The 14,736-nt window shown below is 63.8% G+C and carries 11 protein-coding genes; 3 read left to right on the forward strand and 8 right to left on the reverse strand.

The window, feature by feature from the left end; all coding sequences use genetic code 11:
* Positions 1 to 229: 229 nt before the first annotated feature.
* From KUV67_04525 to KUV67_04540, 4 genes are all read right to left on the reverse strand, one after another.
* Positions 230 to 2,311: a S9 family peptidase gene (locus tag KUV67_04525; protein ID MBY6204131.1), complete on the reverse strand. Its 2,082-nt coding sequence runs from the start codon at positions 2,309 to 2,311 to the stop codon at positions 230 to 232.
* 380 nt (positions 2,312 to 2,691) lie between these two features.
* Complete coding sequence (locus KUV67_04530) at positions 2,692 to 2,982, reverse strand: GIY-YIG nuclease family protein (protein ID MBY6204132.1); 291 nt, start codon at positions 2,980 to 2,982, stop codon at positions 2,692 to 2,694.
* Between the two features lie 582 nt (positions 2,983 to 3,564).
* On the reverse strand, positions 3,565 to 4,107 hold the full coding sequence (locus KUV67_04535; protein ID MBY6204133.1) for a hypothetical protein: 543 nt from the start codon (positions 4,105 to 4,107) through the stop codon (positions 3,565 to 3,567).
* Positions 4,108 to 4,185: 78 nt separating this feature from the next.
* Positions 4,186 to 5,439 (reverse strand): acyltransferase family protein, encoded by a 1,254-nt coding sequence (locus tag KUV67_04540; protein ID MBY6204134.1) that lies wholly within the window; start codon positions 5,437 to 5,439, stop codon positions 4,186 to 4,188.
* 150 nt (positions 5,440 to 5,589) lie between these two features.
* On the opposite strand from KUV67_04540, the gene KUV67_04545 reads away from it, so the two are divergent.
* The 3 genes from KUV67_04545 to KUV67_04555 are packed head-to-tail and all read left to right on the forward strand — an operon-like array spanning position 5,590 to position 7,849.
* Positions 5,590 to 6,450 (forward strand): LytTR family transcriptional regulator, encoded by an 861-nt coding sequence (locus KUV67_04545; GenBank protein ID MBY6204135.1) that lies wholly within the window; start codon positions 5,590 to 5,592, stop codon positions 6,448 to 6,450.
* Complete coding sequence (locus KUV67_04550) at positions 6,447 to 7,247, forward strand: LytTR family transcriptional regulator (protein MBY6204136.1); 801 nt, start codon at positions 6,447 to 6,449, stop codon at positions 7,245 to 7,247. Before KUV67_04545 ends, KUV67_04550 begins: the two co-directional genes overlap by 4 nt.
* Positions 7,248 to 7,297: 50 nt before the next feature.
* Complete coding sequence (locus KUV67_04555; GenBank protein MBY6204137.1) at positions 7,298 to 7,849, forward strand: nuclear transport factor 2 family protein; 552 nt, start codon at positions 7,298 to 7,300, stop codon at positions 7,847 to 7,849.
* Here the strand turns inward: KUV67_04555 and KUV67_04560 are convergent.
* From KUV67_04560 to KUV67_04575, 4 genes are all read right to left on the reverse strand, one after another.
* A complete protein-coding gene (locus tag KUV67_04560; GenBank protein ID MBY6204138.1) occupies positions 7,750 to 8,547 on the reverse strand; it encodes a GIY-YIG nuclease family protein in 798 nt (265 codons plus the stop codon). The genes KUV67_04555 and KUV67_04560 overlap by 100 nt on opposite strands.
* 332 nt (positions 8,548 to 8,879) lie before the next feature.
* Positions 8,880 to 11,336, reverse strand: a complete 2,457-nt coding sequence (locus KUV67_04565) for a DUF305 domain-containing protein (GenBank protein MBY6204139.1) — start codon at positions 11,334 to 11,336, stop codon at positions 8,880 to 8,882.
* 1,218 nt (positions 11,337 to 12,554) lie between these two features.
* Complete coding sequence (locus tag KUV67_04570) at positions 12,555 to 13,244, reverse strand: hypothetical protein (GenBank protein MBY6204140.1); 690 nt, start codon at positions 13,242 to 13,244, stop codon at positions 12,555 to 12,557.
* A gap of 22 nt (positions 13,245 to 13,266) precedes the next feature.
* Positions 13,267 to 14,607 (reverse strand): DNA cytosine methyltransferase, encoded by a 1,341-nt coding sequence (locus tag KUV67_04575; GenBank protein ID MBY6204141.1) that lies wholly within the window; start codon positions 14,605 to 14,607, stop codon positions 13,267 to 13,269.
* Between the last annotated feature and the right edge of the window lie 129 nt (positions 14,608 to 14,736).

Raw genomic sequence — 14,736 nt, forward strand, 5'->3', positions numbered from 1 at the left:
CACCCGGGGCCGTTCGAGCCGCGAAAAGGGATCGACGCCGGCGCCGAGCACGACGCACGAAGAATCCCCGGGTGCGGCCCGCGGCCTTACCCGGGCTACGCAACCGAAAGAAAACCCGGGCGCTCTGTCGAGACGACCCGGGCTCTTTGTTCCGTCGCCCCGCACCGCTTGTCATGACCATTTGTCATGACCATCGCGGGGCCCGGCGATTTCTCGCGTTCGCCCTCGGCTACGCGTCGGGCTGCAGGTACTCCGCCAGCCAGGCGTGCACTTCGTCCCAGAAGTACTTCGCCTCCGGCCCCTTCATGATCCAGTGGTTGGCATCGTGGAACACGAGCAGCCGCGACGGCACCTGCATCCTCTGCAGGTACGACCAGGCAGCGATCGTCTGGTTGACCGGTACGCGATAATCGAGCTCGCCGATGGTCAGCATCGTCGGGGTCGAGAACTGGTCGGCGTAGGTCGACGGGCTCTGTTCGGTCCACACGTCGCTGTCGCCCCAAGGCGGGCCGCCGTTCATGCGCTCGCGGTGGTAGATGCCGTCGCTCGTCGAGTACTGGCCTTCCAGGTCCACCAGCCCCGCGTGGCCGACCAGCACGTCGAAGCGATCCGACGTCGCCAGCAGCCAGTTGACCAGGTGCCCGCCGTAGCTGGCGCCGGTCGCGGCCTGGCGGTCCGGGTCGATGAAGTCGAAGCGCTCGGTGGCGACGTCGGCCGCCTCGATCAGTTCCTCGCCGGGCGTCTTCAGCGGGTCGCCCTCGATGTTGCGCGAGAACTCCGCCCCGTAGCCGACCGAACCGGTGTAGTCGGTCAACAGCACCACGTAACCGGCGGAGGCCAGCAGGTGCGGGCTCCAGCGAACGTGGTCGGCGTCCAGGGACGAGCTGAACGGGCCACCGTGGATGAACAGCACCAGCGGGTACTGCTCGTTCTCGTCGAAGCCCGGCGGCAGGGCCAGCCAGTTGTGGATCTCGCGGCCCTTCGAGGAGGTGAACCAGAACTCGCGGAAGGCCGGTCGATCCAGGCCCGCCGCGCGCTCGGCGTTGAACTCCGTCAGGCGGGTGCGTTCGCCGGTCATGGGATCGACGGCCACTACCTCGGCCGGCACCGCCGAGCTCTCCCAGCCGACGACGAGCCGATCGCCCGCGGCCTCGGGCGTGCCGTAGACGCCGCGCGAGTCCGGGTCGATCGAGCGCACTTCGCCCCCGCCCGAGGGCATCGCGAACAGGCGCGTGCGGCCGTGCTCGTGGGCGTTGAAGTAGAGCGTCTGGCCGTCCAGCGAAAGTTCGAACCCGTTGACCGAGCGGTCGAAGTCGCCGGTCAGCACTTCGAGACGATCGAGGCGCTCTCCCGTCCACTCGCCGCGCGCGATCTCGTCGTGGTTGTACAGGTGCTCGGTCTCCGGCTCGTAGCTGCAGTACAGGTGCTCGCCGTCGGGCGAGAAGACCGCGCCGGTGCAGCTGAATTCGCCTTCCGTCAGCTGGACCGGCTCGCCGCCGTCGACCGGAACGCGGTACAGCCGCTGGTGGACCACCGAATGCGCCGCGTCGTCGAAGTGCTCGGTCGCCGTGATGACCAGCGCCTCACCATCCGGCGTCCAGGCCGCGTTCAGTCCGCCGCGGTAGCCCGCACTCGAGACCAGTCTCGTGCCGAACAGCAGGTTCGTCGGCTCCGCATCGGCCTCCGGCGCCTGCACGAACAGGTGCGTCTGCTTCTCGTCCAGCCAGGCATCCCAGTAGCGGATCGGGAAGGTCTCGTAGCGCGACACGTTGATTCCGTCGTCCTCCTCGGCCTTCTTGCGCTCGGCATTCGCCTCGTCGCCCTCCGCATCGGGCCAGACCGAGCTCTCGAAGGCGATCATCGATCCGTCCGGCGACCACACCGGGTTCGACGCGCCGGTCGAGAGGGCCGTGATGGCGATCGCCTCGCCCGGGCCGGTCATGTCCAGCACGTGGATCTGCGCCTGCGCGTCCTCCTCGGTGCTGCGCTTGGCCGAGAACGCGATCGCCGACCCGTCGGGCTTCCACGCGACCCCGCTCTCGCCGCCGGGCGTCGCCGTCAGCCGCCGCGGCTCGGCGCTGCCGTCGACCGCGACCAACCACAGGTCCGACACGTCGCCGTCCTCTTCGTACGACGGCTCCGTCACCGACACCACGGCCCGCGTCCCTTCCGGCGAGACGACCGGCGAACCGATCCGTTTCATCAGCCACACGCCTTCGTGGGTCACCGGGCGCAGCCCGTCTTCCTGCGCGAGCACCGGCGCGGCAGGGACGAGCAGGAAAAGGGAAAACAGCAGTCGAGTCAGTCGCATGGGATCGTTCCGGGAAAATCAGCCGCCTATCCTACTCAGGGCGACGTGGAAACTGGGCGGCGTCGCAGAACACCCACAAAGTCGCTGGAACCGGGACGTGCAGAAGCAAGGTGCACGCCACCCACCCTTAGGCCGGGTAAGCGAAGCGCACCCGGGGCTTTCCCGACGCCGAAGACACCCCGGGTGCGCGAACCACGCTTATTCGGGCCACACCCAAAAATACAAGAGCTCGGCCCCCAGCCCGTCGTCCCAAACTTGATTTGGGACCCAGTGTCTTCGCCCCAACCCGTCGTCCCAAACTCGATTTGGGACCCAGTGTCTTCGCCCCAACCCGTCGTCCCAAACTCGATTTGGGACCCAGTGTCTTTGCCTCCACGATTTCAAAGCCGATCCGAAAGATCCACCCAATACGGATTCCTCTGTTCGATCAGCTGCACCTTCCACCAATGTTTCCAGGCCTTCAACTGCTTCTCCCGCGCAATCGCCTCGACGGCGGTCGAGAAGTACTCCACGTGAATTAGTCGATGAACGCGATGCGTCCGCGTGAACCCCTTGACCGCACCGTTTCGATGAGCTTCGAGGCGTGCGACGAGATCCCGCGTCACGCCGATGTAGAGCGTGCCGTAACGTCGGCTGGCGAGGATGTACACGACAAAGCGACCGAACTCCATGACCCGAGGATGGACGGGTCGGGCGTTCCAAAGCATCCGGAAAACGTCCCGGCGACTCGTAAGAATTCCGCTCGGTGTTCGAAAGACACTGGGCCCTGAATCGAGTTCAGGGCGACTGGAGGGGAGGCAGCATACTCCTGGTCACCCTGAATCGAGTTCAGGGCGACCTGGGGGGGCAGCATACTCCTGGTCACCCTGGATCGAGTTCAGGGCGACAGCGGTCGGGCGGCGCGCGCCAACAGCCCGTCAGAGCGTCTCTACGGAACCCACGTGTTTTCGCCTTTTCCCGACGGCCCGACTCGGCTCGGGTCCGAGATGCCTTGCCCCCTCCTGTGCCCCGACTCGGACTGTGTCCCCACTGATGCCTCCCCCGTCGCCCTGAACTCGATTCAGGGCCCAGTGTCTTTTTTTCGACGGAGTCCTAGGCCACCGACACGACCCCTCGGGAAAACCCGGGATTCGCGCCAAAGCATTCCCCGACAAGGGGCAAGGGTCGGCATGGATGAAAGCAGGCGAAAACACCGCCGGGCGGCTTCCTTCATTGGCGAAACCGCTCAGACGGTTTGTCGGCCAACCACCCCCTCAGGGATCGGCATCCACCATGGCGGTGTAGTCGATGCGCCGGTCGCGCTCCGGGCCGCAGACGAGGGAGCCGCTCATGCGGGCCCGGAAGGTGCGGCGTTCGGCGTCCTCGATCTCGATCGACGAGGGTTCATCGCCGACCACGGCGGCGTCCTGGCACTTGGTGCCGTCGCCCAGCGTCAGGGTGAAGCGCACGGCGGGCGTGTCGCCGTACCGGGAGATCTGGGCCCGGAAGCTGTGGTCGGCGGCACCGGTGATCTCGTCGTTGATGTCCGCGCCGGCCAGCACGGTGTTCGAGCCGATGCCGGTCACGCTGAGAATGGTTCCGCTGACCGTGCCTTCGAGATCTCCGCTGTACTCGACGCGCCACTCGGTACCGTCGCCCTCGCTGTTGTCGACGTTCGACGACGGCGTCGCCTGCGGGGCGTCAGTGGCTGCTGCGGACTCGGGCTTCCCGGCCGGGGCCGCATCGGCCGCCTCGTCCGAACCACAGCCGGCGATCAGCGCGGCCAGCGGGATCAAGAGTGTCGGAAGGGTTCTCATAGCAACGCTCCTGGATCGATCTCGAACCAGCGATCACCCTAACCGAGCCGCGCCGTGCCCCGCAAACGGGCCGAGCGGTCACTCGCAGGTGCCCCGGGCGGCCGGACCCGGCACCGCCACCTCCCGCGCGATACCCGGCGCGCCGATCGGCTTGAGCCCGAACAGCGGCCGCAACCACCGCACGCGGCGGACAACGTATTCGTGCAGCACCAGGCAACCCAGCACCGTGCCGCCGACGACCAGCAGCGGCTCGACCACCGGGCCGAGCGCGTACGGCGTCAGCCCGGCACCGATCAGCACCGTCAGCGTCTGGTGCAGGATGTACCACGACACCACCGCCTCGGTGGCGTAGGCCAGCCCGCGGAACGGCCGGTTCAACGCGTACGCCCCCCAGCCCAGCACCGCGACCAGCCAGAACCACAGATTGAAGCTCTGGACGAAGCCGCTGGCGATGTCCACCCAGCCGATCCGCTCCAGGCCCAGGAACCAGATCGCGAGCAGCGCCAGGTAGCTGGCCGCCGCCAGCGGCAGCGCCGCCCACCGGAGCCGGACCAGTTCGCCCCAGGGCCCGTCGCTGCGGCCGAGCAGATAGCCGATGAAGAACGCGGTGCAGTAGGTCGCGTGGCCCTGCGGGTCGTTGAAGAACGCGTTGGTCTGCGGCGCGTCGCCCCAGACCGCCTTGATGGCCACGAACGGCACCACCGGCAGCACGAACAGCCACGCCCCACGCACCCCCCGCAGCCGCGCGATGGCGCGTTGCACGAAGCCCGACCGCAGCGCCGGTAGCAGCAGCGCCAGCAGCAGCGTGTAGGTCAGCAGGTAGGGCAGGAACCAGAGGTGGTTCCAGGTCACGCCGATCTCCGAGCCGTCGAAGGCCCCGTCCGGCCAGGGCCGGAGGGTGAAGTAGGCGGCCAGGAAGTCCAGGTAGCCGCCACTCCACGCGCCGTTGGCCTGGGCCTGCAACCAGGCCTGCGGCGGCACGATCACCGCCATGCCGAACAGCAGCGGGACCAGCAGTCGCTTCGTCCGAAGCCAGGCGAAGCGCGGACCCGACACCTTGTCGAGCAGGAAATGGACGACCGTGCCCGAGATCAGGAACAGCAGTTCGAGGCGCCATTGGTTCACCAGCACCATCGGAAACTTCAGCCAGTCGGCCGTGTACTGCGACTTGACGTGCCAGCCCCAATCAGCGACATAGAACATGCCGCAGTGGTAGAGGATCAGCAGCGCGAAGGCCAGCACGCGCAGCGCGTCGATGTCGTGGCGACGGGCCGCCGTCGATGGCGGACCGGGGTTGGGTAGACTGCTGGCGGCGCTTCGAGTCGCGTTCATGGCGGCGGCCTCGCTGGATGGAAACTGCAACCAGCTTGCGCGCGACGTGGACCCCGCGCCAGCACGAAGGGCTGCGGGGACGGGCCGCGGGGACGAACCGCGGCAGGGTGGGACGAGCCGTGGGCCGAGCCGCGGCGGACCGGAGAAGCGATGACGCTCGACGATTGGCAGCGACACGAGACCCGCAACACGGCCCTGCTGTGGACCGGGTTCTTCGTCGTCCAGACCACCGCCAACATCGCCATCATCCGCGCCGACCTCGCGCGGATCGCGCTCGATTACCCGCTGTGGGCGGTACTGACCGCCGAGATCAGCTCGGCCGCCGTGCTGCTGGCGCTGATCCCCGTGCTGCTGGCCTTCGACCGGCGCTTTCCGATCCAGCCGCCGAACCTGCTCCAGCACGCCGCGGCCCACCTGCTGTTCACCGTGCCCTGGTCGGCCCTGCACGTGGCCGCCATGGTGGCGCTGCGCAAGCTGGTCTGGGCCGCGCGCGGCCAGACCTACGAGTTCGGCCCGCTGCTCGGCGAGTTCGGCTACGAGTACCTGAAGGACGTGCGGACCTACTCGGCGATCCTGGCCATCGTGTACCTCTATCGCTTCGTGATCCGGCGGCTGCGAGGCGAGGCGAAGTTCGTGCCCGAGGGGCACGCGCCCGACGGCGACCCGGACAACGACACGACGCGCGCGCCGGACCGCTTCCTGGTCAAGATGCTGGGCAAGGAGTTCCTGGTCCGCGTCGACGACATCGACTGGATCGAGGCCGCCGGCAACTACGTCACCCTGCATGTCGGAAGCAAGCCCTACATGCTGCGCGAGACCATGGCCTCGATCGAGACCCGCCTGGCCGATCGCGGCTTCGCCCGCGTCCACCGCTCCGCCATCGTCCGCCTCGATCGCGTCGACCACATCGAACCCTTCGACACCGGCGACGCCCGTGCCCACATGACCAGCGGCGCGCAGGTCCCGGTCAGCCGCAGCTACCGGCAGCAGCTGAAGGAGCGCCTGGCGTGAACCTGCTCGGCGCGCTGGCGCCGTTTCGCGGCCTGGCTGCCGCACGACTGAGCCGCACGACCTCGGCCGAGCTCCTGACCCTGGCCGGCGCGACCGTCGTGGCCCTTCTGGTGTATTGCGTGGGCCACGCCACCCTGACCGCCGAGCCGCTGATGTTCGGCCGCTCCCTGGCCTGGTCGCTGGCGCACGGCGCCGGGCTGGCAGCGCTGCTGGCCGGTGCGCGATCCGCCGAGCGCGTCGATCGAGCCTGGATGCTGCCGATCTCGCTCGTCGTCGGGTTGGGCACGAGTACGGCCGTGCTGATGATGGGAGGCCGGCTGCTCGCCGGCGCGTGGCTGCTTCCCGACTACGTCACGTCCACGACCTACGCCGCTGGCGCAGTCGCGCTGACCTGGCTGGTCCGACCCGGCCCCGCGTCGGAGCGTGTGCTGCTGGTCGACTTCGGAACCGCGCGCGAGCGGATCGCGATGGGCTCGATCCTGGCCGCCCACGGGGCTCGCAACTACGCCGAACTGCACCTGGTCGACGATCCCCGCCCGGCCCTGGTCCGCAGCACCCTGTCCGGACTGGAGAACGAGTGCGGGGGCCAACTGGTCCGCGTCCAGCGATCCTGGCTGGTCAACCCGGACCACCTGGAGCGGCTGCTCCAGGGGCCACGCGGCACGCTTCGGATCCAATTGAAGGGCGGGCTCGAAGTCCCCGTCAGCGCCCGCTACGCCGAGGCCGTCCGATCCGACCCGCGCTTCGTCCCGGCCCGTGCCGATTCGTCCCCGGAGGCTGGACGCGAAGCGGTCTGAGCACGATTCTCGGGGCACACCCCGAAGCCATCGTCTCGAAGGAAGCGCCCATGACCGCACCCTGCACCCGCGCCACGATCCTCGTCGCCGCACTTCTGCTGATCCTCCCCCCGGCCGCGCCGGCCGCCGGACTCGACGACCCCGGAGCCCAGGGCCCCGGTCCGGCAGAACGCCGCGACGCGCCCCATCGCCCATCCCCGGGCCCAGCGACCGACGAAGACCTCCTCCGCACCCTGAAGACCGAAACCTGGCCGCGCGCCTACCGGACCCGGGATGTCGCGCTGCTGGAATCGATCCTGGCCGAGGAGTTCGTGCTGATCGACGCCAACGGCGGCATCACCGACCGCCGCACGGAGCTGTCGACCCTGCCCGACTATCGCTGGACCCACGATCACTTCGACTACCGCATCGATCACCTGGAAATCATCGACCACCACACCGCCATCGTCGCCGGCACAGGAGAGGCCCATGGCACGCGCGACGGCACGCCCTATTGCCTGAGCTATCGCTCCAGCAACGTCCTGGTCCGGAGAGACGAAAGCTGGCGCGCCGTCCTGTCGCATGTCTCCGGCGTCGACACCGGGTGCGAGGACACCGACTGAGTCCGTGTGCTGATCAAACCCCGACCCGCTGTCCTCCAGTTGCCCCCACTGGATCGCTCGACTCGCGAAACCCACGATGCCCCCGTAGCCCGGGTAAGCGAAGCGCACCCGGGACCTGTCCTGAACCTGCGAAACCCTCGGGTGCGCGCAAGGCGCTTACCCGGGCTACTCTGGCCGAGTTCCCACCACTCGAATCGCACGCCCGGGCTCCCCTGTTCCGTCGTCCCAAACTTGATTTGGGACCCAGTGTCTTCGCCCTTGCCCGTCGTCCCAAACTCGATTTGGGACCCAGTGTCTTCCCCCCCCAGCCCGTCGTCCCAAACTCGATTTGGGACCCAGTGTCTTCCCCCCCCCCAACCCGTCGTCCCAAACTCGATTTGGGACCCAGTGTCTTTGCCTCCACGATTTCGAAGCCGATCCGAAAGATCCACCCAATACGGATTCCTCTGTTCGATCAGCTGCACCTTCCACCAACGCTTCCAGGCCTTCAACTGCTTCTCCCGCGCAATCGCCTCCATCGCCGTAGCAAACCTCTCGACATGCACAAGGCGGTGCACGCTATGCGTCCGAGTGAACCCGGCGACCGCTCCGGACCGATGAGCCTCGAGCCGAGCAACAAGATCACGCGTCACGCCGATGTACAGCGTGCCGTTGCGTCGGTTGGTCAGGATGTAGACCGCAAAGCGCCCGGAGTCCATGAGCGCAGGATGGCGGCGATTGGAGCGCAAGTCGTCGGGGAAACGACTGCATCGAGTGTAGGAAATCAGCCAGAAAAGCAAAAGTCGCTGGGTCCCGGGTCAAGCCCGGGACGACAGAAATTCAGACCGACCTTTCCTCTTTTCCAGTCGCCCCGCACTTGATGCGGGGCCCAGTGACTTCCCCATCCGTCGCCCCGGACCTGATCCGGGGCCCAGCGACTTCTTTTTTGCCGTTGCCCGCGCAAAAGAAAGCCCGAGTGCGCTGAGCGCACACCCGGGCTTCCTCATCCCGTCGCCCCGCACTGGATGCGGGGCCCAGCGACTTTGGAGTATTACCCCCGCAACTTCGCCGCCACCCCCCGCAGCACCCCACGCAGGCTCTCCACCCGCTGCTGGTTCCGCGCTCCACGGACCTGCTCGCCTTCCAGCGCCACGGCCAGCGACTCCAGCTGCCCGGCAATCGCCGTATCCAGCCGCTTGCTCTCCATCGCCACCGAAGCCCTCGCCAGTGCGCGCTCGAGGTCCACGATCATCCGGTTCTCGATCGCGTCCTCGCGCTTCAGCTGGTCGACGTAGGCACCGGCCACGACCGGGTGGTCGGGCCACTCGACCGGGAACTGCTGCTGCGGGTTGAACTCGGGGCCGGGGTCGGCGAGCGCCGCGGCGGCGATTTCGTTGGCGGTCAGGAACTCGCTGGGCTCGAGCGCGAACACGTCCAGCCCGCGGGCAATTTCCGAAGCGTAGACGCGGCCGTCGAAGAAGTAGGCCGACCAGTAGCCGCCCGAGACCAGGTGCTCGTCGCTGACCGGGCCGCGGTCGAAGTAGGCGATCTCGACCGCGTTCTCCGAATCGGTGAAGTCCATGATCGACAGCCCGCCCTGGTACCAGGCCTGCAGGAAGATGTCGCGGCCCGGCACCGGCACCACCGAGCCGTTGTGCGCCACGCAGTTCTCCGTGACGGTCTGCGGCGCCGGCATCTTGTAGTAGCCCCGGAACTCGAGCTGGCCGTCGACGATGTCGTAGATCGCGTCCGCACCCCAGGTCAGCGGATCGGACACGCGGCAGCGCGGCCGGCTACCGCCGCCCCACTCGTCGGTGAACACCACCTTGGTGCCGTCGTTGTTGAAGGTCGCCGAGTGCCAGTAGGCGAAGCCCGGGTCGACCACCGCGTCGATCCGCTTCGGGTTCATCGGGTCGGTAATGTCGAACAGCACGCCGTTGCCAGAGCAGGCACCCGCGGCGATGTTCGTTTCCGGGAACACCGTGATGTCGTGGCAGTGATCGGTCTCGTTGGTTTCCTGCGTGGCCTCGCCGTGGTCGCCGCCGCGCCACAGACCGGCCAGCGCGCCGGTCTCGTCGTCGGCAAATACTGCGGGGCTATCGACGATGCGCGCCGAGGCGGGATCGGCCACCGGAATCTCGATCACGTCGATCCGGAACAACGCCGTACGCTCGTCACCGGGCAGCTCGTCGACGCAGATCTCCAGCTCTTCCTGCTCGCGCACCGAGCTAGTGCCCGAGTTGTAGACCACGATGCGCTCGTCGTCGGCCGAGACCACCGAGTGCGTGTGCGAGCCGCGGCAGGTCTGCACCGCGCCGACCTGCACCGGGGCCGTCAGGTCGCTGATGTCGAAGATGCGGATGCCGCGGAAGCGCTCCGGCGAGACGTCGCCGACCACGCCCTGCAGCCCGCAGTCCAGCCGGCCGCGGTTCTCCTGGGCCGACATGATCAGCAGGTCGCCGACGATCGACACGTCGCCCTGCCCGCCCGGGCAGACCACCGAGCTGATCAACTCCGGCACCCCGTCGTCGCCCAGCCGGTAGCTGTTGAAGCCGTGGTAATTGCCGACCACCAGCACGTCGCCGGCTTCGTTCTGGGCGAAGGCCATGTCCGTGTTCGAGAAGCTGCGCGACGAACTGCGCGAGCTGCGGTCGCCCTCGCCCTTGAAACGGCGGAAGGCCCGGTCGCGGGAATCCTCTTCCTCGTCCGAGGTTTCTTCTTCGCCCTCGTCCTTGACCGGCTCCAGCGGCAGGTCGGCGGGGTTCTCCGGGTCGAAGAAGCCCGGCGGCTTCGGCAGCGCCGTGATCAGGCGCAGGTTGGCGATCGCCTCCTCGGCGTCACGGAAGCCGGCCGCCAGGCCAACGCGCGGGTCCGAGCTGATCTGGCTCAGCAGCAGGCTCATCCGCTCGATCTCGGCCGCCTGGTCGTTGGCCACGTCGCTGACGAACTCGAACAGGATCGGGTCGTAGGCCGAACCGCGCTCCTCGAGCAGCTCGTCGACCATCGTCAGCGCGCCGGCGTGGTGCGAGATCATCAGCTGCAGGAAGGTCCGGTCGAAGTCCGACCCCTGCGCCGCGGCCAGCGCCGCCATCTCTTCCTCGGAGGCCATGCCCGCCATCTCGTGGCTCATGTGCATGCCGTGGTGGGCCGCCGGATCCGGCACCGGCTCGCCCCGCTCGGCCAGCCAGCCCTGCATGAACTCGATCTCGTCGGCCTGCGCCGTATCGATCCGCTCCGCGATGTCGACCAGCTCCGGTGTGTTCGTCCGCTCCGCCACCAGCGCCGCCATCTGCGTGGCCTGGTGATGGTGCGGAATCATGTCCTGCATGAACTGCACATCCGCCGCCGAATACCGCGACCCCGCAATCCGCGACGCCTCCTCGGCCGACAGCGTCTTGGGCGGCTGGCCGGGGGCACCAGGGTTGATGATCGGGGCCTGAGCGAAGGCCGAAATGGACAGAAAAGCAAACGGAATCAACAGCGTGGGGCGCAGGAAACTGTAAGACATGCTTGGTTCTCGTGGATTGGACGGATGCCTGCCGGGCGGGCAAGACCCCGAAATGTAGCAAAGGGGGTGGAGCGGGGCGTATGCAAGAAGTCCTGCAGTGTGACGCTCATCAAGCTATTTCTGTCGCCCCGGACGCGATCCGGCGCCCAGCGACCTTGAGTCACTCATTCTCAAAATCGAATTCGGCGCCGCACAGAAAATCGCGATAAAGTCCTTCAGGAAGCTGTACAAGGGAAGAATTAATGGCGTTCTCACAGCGCTCGTCGCAGCAAACGAATTTCTTTATCACTCATCGCTGCATCAATTGCACCTGATGCAATAAGGACTCTCAATGACGAACAATTACGTAGAGGTCATGCGAAAAGCGACCATAGAGTCAATGTTTCGCTTGGATAGTCTCAAGAAAGTCTGGCCAGTCTGGCAGCCACTTATTCGCTCTCATCTGCAGGAGCCGGGTGAGACGTCAGCCAAAGACATAGCAAGTCTCGGAAAAAATCTGGCTTTAGTGTTTAAGAGCACCGGCAAGAAAGGGCGAAGCCAAGAAGACATCTCAGGAGGGGGAAACGCTTGGGAGTGCTTAGTTTGCTGGTACTTGAATCTCTGCCTAGTCGGAAGCCCAGCTGTTGTGATTCGGCCGACGAAAGCTTTTATTCCGTCATGCGTTAAGGACGCTTTGACAGTCTCGTATGGGTCAGTCGCCTCCAATTCAGAAAGTGACCTCATTGCAATAACTGTACCCAGAGACGGGGATTACGCATTAGAAATGAATCCTAAAGAAGCAAAGAGGGCGTTTTTGCGCGAGCTTTGCTACAAGGTTCCAAACTGCGAATTAAACGTAATTCAGTGCAAGACAAATTGGAAGGACAACGCACAAATCCCGATGCTTTGGGATCTAGTCTATACAGCCAAGAAACTGAGATCAGGGGCCTCGGTAGGGAACAACGGATACAAACCAAGCTCTTTCAAGGACTTCTCTTATTCGTTTGTGACGGTACCATCAAACAAGGCTGATGCATTGAAGCCGACATCGCTCTCTACCCTACGAGTTCGGCTCCTTTCCGGAGGAGTTTATTGGGGGCTTCCAAATAAGGAGGGCGTTGCTCGCAACATATTTGGGATGATCTCTTCGCAATTTGATACTGCAGTGGGCGGATCTTGGAACTCAACCATCGCGAGCTCAATCGCACGGGAACTCGCATTGTCAAACTACTTCCGTTACTAGTCGAGCACGATGCCGCCAACTCGGGCTGAATAGCGGCATCGGGAGGATGCAGGGCACATTCCACATTTTGGATCTTGCGCCCGACATATCCCGCTTGCGAAATCAAATACCGCCCAGTTTGTGGCTACTGCATCTCCGCCATTTATCAACAGGTTAGACGCTGTTTGGAGTCTTTCATCGTAACGGTAATCCGAATTACACATATATCCCAAGTAGCGATCCAGCAATCTGACAAAATTTAAGTCAATCAGGGCTTCTGGAATTTGATGCTGAAACAATCGAATAGCACTTGCCAGATATTGACCAATACCAGAGCATGCCTCCAGCTCTTTTCGCTCTACAGGAAACGTACCAGAACAACGGACAGCGAGCTTTGCCAATGCCTTCAGGCGTTCTATACGCCGGTTTTGAAGGCCGAGTTTCGACACTTCGTCGGTCAATTTTTCGATCGGAGCCGAATCTATTGATTCCCAATTCGGATATTTCGTGAAAAACTTCCTGTAGATCGAAGCAACTCGCGCTGCGGATGTTTGCTGGAGTAATACTTCAACGCAGATCAATTCGAAATTGCTAGCGCCTACACTTCGCCAAGGGAGATGTCTACGGCCTTCCTTAAACCAATGCAGAAGATCACGTCGAAGCGCCTTTACCCGCTTCACTTCGATCAAATCGAGTTGGGCACTCACACCAATTACCTAGGGAAATTCCTCAATCACTTGGTTCTAGAATCAGTCGGAATTGCTTGCCCACAGCTTCGGCCAGCCCCACAGGAACTGCATTTCCTATCTGGGTATACTTCGGAACTTCTCGATCAAATATTCCGAGCTGCGGGTTCCCCGCTCTTCTTATCCCACCGGTAGTTCGCTTTCCACAGAACTGATACCAATCCGGAAACAGCTGTAGGCGCGCCCATTCGCGAACCGTAAGGACTCGTGGCTGCTCATAGTGAACGTAATCGTCCGCGAGTGAAGTCGCCGTAATGTTGGGCCCCTGATCGTCCCACCGCCTTTTAAGAACCCTTTGAGCAAACTTCTTCGTCTTGAACTCTGCAGGAATCGCGCCATCGTTCGCAAGCATGTGATCAAATTTCTCAACCACTTCTCTTCGATGCTTGCTGTATTGATGCTCAGACAAGTTCACCTTCTGGGTTGGCTCCCAAGGCGGCCCGGACCGAAGCAACTCTTGAATGGTGCCCTTCTTAGGCTTCTTGGGGTAATCCACGGTTTCAAATGGGCCTTTTGGAAAGGTCTGATCTCGAAGAACTTTGGCGACGGCAGGATCCAGCAAGTCTCCCAACAGATCTTCTAGGTTGGGATACTCCTGCGGCCTCCCCTCCGGCAAGAATCCGCAGGAGACCGCATCTTCAGGATCCCGTTTCGGGTCCACCAGACCAGACTGCTCAGCGACATCGCAAATGTCTTTCCGAATCCCTACAAGCAATACTCGCGGCCTGTTCTGCGGCACTCCATAGTCCTTGGCAAAAACCAGCGACCACCGGACCTCGTACCCTGAAATCGACTGAAATGCCTTGACGACATCGGGCCAGATTTTCTTTGACCCTCCCTTGGTCCATTTGGCATTTAGCAATCCGCGAACATTCTCAAAAAGAAAGATCTTGGGTCGTATTTTTTGAATAATCAGGGCCATGCGACCGTACAAGTGATTTGACGGAATATCCTCGCGGTCGACTTCATACGAACGCCTGATGCCTATCCCTGAATAGCCCTGACATGGGGGGCCGCCTGCAATCACGTCTAGCGAACTTCCTCCTCCTGATGCCGAAAGTGTGTTCTCTATTTGGAAATCGAGTTCGGGAATGTTCTTAAGGTCCGAAATCAATTGCTCAAGCCGTTTTCCCTTTAGCTGTTGGGCATCATTAAGGCGCAAGGCGGGATTCTCCGCAAAAGCGAGCCCCCCAAGCTCGTGGTGGCGGTTCGCCAAATAAGTTTCGAGGGCATCCTGATGGAGCTCATTGACGAACACGGGCGTAAATCCTGCGTTTTCGAACCCCAGAGACAGGCCTCCGCAACCCGCAAAGAGGTCAATCATCGTCAACTTTACTTTCTGACCTGAAATAGGCATTTTGGTTGGTCGTTTCTTGATCACTTTTTGGTCAACTTCTGGCCAATTAGCCAGTCAATCAGACTGAATCGCCAGACTGGCAGAACTAACTCTCAA

The sequence above is a fragment of the Halomonas denitrificans genome (genome assembly GCA_019800895.1).
In the GTDB taxonomy this organism is placed as follows: Bacteria; Pseudomonadota; Gammaproteobacteria; order Xanthomonadales; family Wenzhouxiangellaceae.